Genomic DNA, 3,673 nt, shown 5'->3' with positions numbered 1-3,673 from the left:
ATTCATAGCAGCGATAGCCTTCTATTTATTGGATAAAACAAAGAAACAAAAAGTTTAACCCATTTGATCCGGATTCTTTTCGTTCATAGCAATATACGAAGTAACGGGTGCTTATGTTGAAAAATAGCAGCTAACCTTTGAGGTTAGCTGTTTCTGGTTTTATGTTAACTTATTGAGGGTTAGGGGGTAGCTGATGAAAATTAATACATATCTTATTCAATTGGCTTGTATGATTCTTTTAATATTTGGTGGAACTTTTATTCTTCGTTACTTTAGAACTGAAGAACTTTTATTAGACCAAATTATAGGAGTTGTTGTAGGATTTCTTCTCCTTATTTTTTCCCTTTTTTGGAGAATAAAAAAAAATAAAGCGTCGAGAACTGGTGCTATAGAATAGAGTTACAAACGATAAGTTGTTGAACCAACGGGTGCTTTACTCCATTAAGGGGTGAAGACTTTTTTCTTATTGAACTAACGGAGCAGGTTAGCTGAATAGGAGTTAAATTAATCATAATTCTATCCACGTTTCTGCGAGCAGTAGAAGCGTTTTCTGTATGACTACAAAAAAATGTTGAAAATTTGAAACGAAAGGGGAATTTCATTCATCTAACAATTGTAAAGGAAATGGAGGGTACTTTGTGTTTAATCAAAGTCTATTTAAAAAGGCTCAGCAAGGCGACAAAAAAGCATTTCTTCATTTAATTGAAATCGATAAAGAAAAGCTTTACAAGATGGCTTATTTATATGTAAAGAACGAAAATGATGCTTTAGATATTGTTCAAGAGACAATCACGAAAGCCTTTGTAAATATGAGTACTGTAAAAGAAGAAAAGTATTTCAATACATGGCTTACGAAGATTCTTATCAATACAGCACTCGATGTTTTGCGAAAAAAATCGAAAATCATCCTACTCAAAGAAGAAATGGTGGAAAAACAGTCTCCCGACATGCGGATTGAAGAAAAAATGGATTTATTACAAGCAATCGAACAGCTAGAAGAAAAATATAAAACGGTCATTATTCTTCGATATTATAGGGATTTACCAGTGCAACAAATAGCAGATTACTTAAACTGTCCAGAAGGCACAGTGAAGTCGAATTTACACAGAGCAATTCAAAAGTTAAAACAGTTTTATCAAGGGGGACAAGTGAATGAACAAGGATATTAAAAAATCAATTGATTCAATTCAAGTACCTTTTCAAAAGTTAGATGCAGCGATTGAAGAAGGGTTAAGAGCTAGCCAAAAAAAAGTTGCGCCTAAAAAAGTAATGATGCTACTGCTTTCAAGTGCTGCCGCATTTGGTTTAATCATTGGCTCAGGATTTATTTCACCAACGATGGCAAGTGTCCTTGCAAAAGTACCAATACTCGATTCAATTTTCACATCAGTTGGTGATAAAGGTTTGCAAGTTGCAATCAATGATGAAAATGCAATGTCACTAAATGAAACATTAACGAGTAATGGGGTTTCATTAACGATTCAGGATGTATTATATGATGGTTCACGCCTTGCATTTTCATTCGTTCAAGATAAGGCAGAAGAAATTTATCCACTTCATATTGAAGTAAATGGGGAAGTAATTAACTTTTCGGAAAATATGACAGGGGAGTATCTACCAAACGGGCAATATTCCGGACTCATTCAAGTTCATCCAACGAAGCCTTTACCGAATGAGTTTGACTTATCCGTTGCCATACATCAAATTGGGAAGACAGAAGGTGATTGGCATTTTGAAACACATGTAATAAAAACAAATAATAATAGTATTAATTTAACCACAGGTCAAACGGCTGAATTAGATGGCATTTCCTATGAAGTGAAAAAATTTGAGAGTACAAATTCAGCTGTAAGTCTGCACATTTTATATAAAGGGACAGTTGAAGAAATCATGAATGAACATCAGGTACTTAAGCTACACTTATTAGACCAAGAAGGAACACTTATACCGATGATTAATGCGTCTGGTTCGGGAGATGATGAGAGTATGCTTTACGAATATGTATTCGAACCACTTAGTGAGGAAGTAACTGGTCTAACCATTAGTCCATTCTTTATGCCGTTAGTTATAGAAAGGAAGGAGATTACAGCTACTTTAGAAGAAAATCAATTACCTTTAACAATTTCACAAGGTGAAATGGGCGACATTGTGGTGACAAAAATCGAAGAAGAAAATGGTCGGTATGCCCTTTACTTTGAATCAACAAGTTCATTCCCCTTTGGTTCGAATTTTGAAATGAATCAATTATCTGTGGAAGACACAGACGGGAATGATTTAATAGCAGATGGAGGTTATCCTAAAGCGATTGGTAAGAATAAATATAAATTATACTTTAATGATACAAAAGGTAATGGGGACATTATTTTGAAAACATTTGTACTGCCACATATGACGTTGAATCAAGAAGCTCAAATCACAGTCAAGGTTCCACGATAGTGCTAGGAGATGAGATTGAAATATTGAATCACATTTCATTGGATTGGAGGAAATAAAGTGGAGACGAAAAACCCTGCTGGTCTAATAGTGAGAGCATTATCCATTATGGTGGAATTTAGCATTATTGTCATTCTTGGAGGTGTTGTTTTTATGATCCTAAAAGGTGATTACAATGTTAATTGGACGTCTGGTTTAACTTTTCAATTGTTTTATACATTGTATTTAACTATCTTGCCAGTCTTATGGATTGGTTATTCTTTGGGTAAGCGAATGTGCAAAATTAAAGTAAAACGATTAGATGGTGATAATGTCAAACTTTCAAATATGGTTATGAGAGAAGTAATTGGACGTGGTCTAATTGGTTTTGTCTCTTTTGGATTATCAGCGGTGGTGAGTATCTTTATGATTATTTTTAGAGAAGACAAAAGGTCAATTCACGATTTTATTGGCGGAACCTATGTTAGTTATAATTTAAGCACGTCAGAGTATAAGTATTAATTACTAATAGCTATTTACTTTTATTTATTTAACGTGTGCATGTGGTAAAGATTAGAGAGCTGCCTAGTCAGCTCTTTTTTCTTATTCAACTAAAGGGGCAGTATAGTTGAACAAAGAAATGGAGTTTTATTGTATTTAATAGGAGGGACAAGATGAATAAAAATAGTACGTGGTTTTTATGTGGTTATGGTTTAGCACTTACTTTACTTTTATATTTTGGTTTGAATGGTTTAGTTGTAGCTGTATTAAACGATACATTCCCTAATGCAAAATTTATAATTATTTTGTCTTTAATCCTTATAGTTGCTTGGTCGATTGGATTAGGAACTCGTCGATACTTAAATAGTTGTACTAAAGAAACACGAAGTAAAATCAGAAGTCTTTTATTAGGTATTACCGTATTCAGTTGGATAATTGTCTTAATTGTTATTTAAATATCTGGGGAATTTATTATCCATTAGCAATGAGGGTTAGTTTTTCTCTTATTCAAGTAACGGGGTTACTTCAAGAAGTAGTATTTTGAAATGGTTTTGAATAAGTTAATATATGTAAATTAAAATTAGGATTAGTGTTTAAAAGGGTGTTGTGAATAACAACTTGAAAAGAAGATTAGAATCCCACGTTCTATTCAAAACATGCTTTCAAATTCTTAAAAACTTCTGATTAAGAAAAAAATAAATATTAACGTTATTTCATAAACTGAACAGAATGATCAATAAAAAAGGGGTTTGTGAAAGGG

Annotated in this window: 5 protein-coding genes; all 5 read left to right on the top strand. The window is 33.0% G+C overall.

All coding sequences use genetic code 11. The features are described 5' to 3' along the window. Positions 1-193 precede the first annotated feature (193 nt). The 5 genes from AC1DSB_RS16190 (at position 194) to AC1DSB_RS16170 (ending at position 3,368) form a co-directional block, all read left to right on the top strand. A complete protein-coding gene (locus AC1DSB_RS16190) occupies positions 194-397 on the top strand; it encodes a hypothetical protein (RefSeq protein ID WP_477532325.1) in 204 nt (67 codons plus the stop codon). Positions 398-638: 241 nt separating this feature from the next. Continuing rightward, on the top strand, positions 639-1,169 hold the full coding sequence (locus AC1DSB_RS16185) for a sigma-70 family RNA polymerase sigma factor (protein ID WP_342541776.1): 531 nt from the start codon (positions 639-641) through the stop codon (positions 1,167-1,169). Next, complete coding sequence (locus AC1DSB_RS16180; protein ID WP_477587108.1) at positions 1,153-2,436, top strand: DUF4179 domain-containing protein; 1,284 nt, start codon at positions 1,153-1,155, stop codon at positions 2,434-2,436. The genes AC1DSB_RS16185 and AC1DSB_RS16180 overlap by 17 nt, the downstream gene beginning before the upstream one ends. Positions 2,437-2,493: 57 nt before the next feature. Next, positions 2,494-2,934: an RDD family protein gene (locus tag AC1DSB_RS16175; protein WP_477532323.1), complete on the top strand. Its 441-nt coding sequence runs from the start codon at positions 2,494-2,496 to the stop codon at positions 2,932-2,934. A gap of 152 nt (positions 2,935-3,086) precedes the next feature. Further along, on the top strand, positions 3,087-3,368 hold the full coding sequence (locus AC1DSB_RS16170; RefSeq protein WP_477532322.1) for a hypothetical protein: 282 nt from the start codon (positions 3,087-3,089) through the stop codon (positions 3,366-3,368). Positions 3,369-3,673 lie beyond the last annotated feature (305 nt).

This window comes from Paenisporosarcina sp. P4_E4_2, from assembly GCF_056401595.1.
This window is presented reverse-complemented; position numbering and strand designations above follow the sequence as displayed.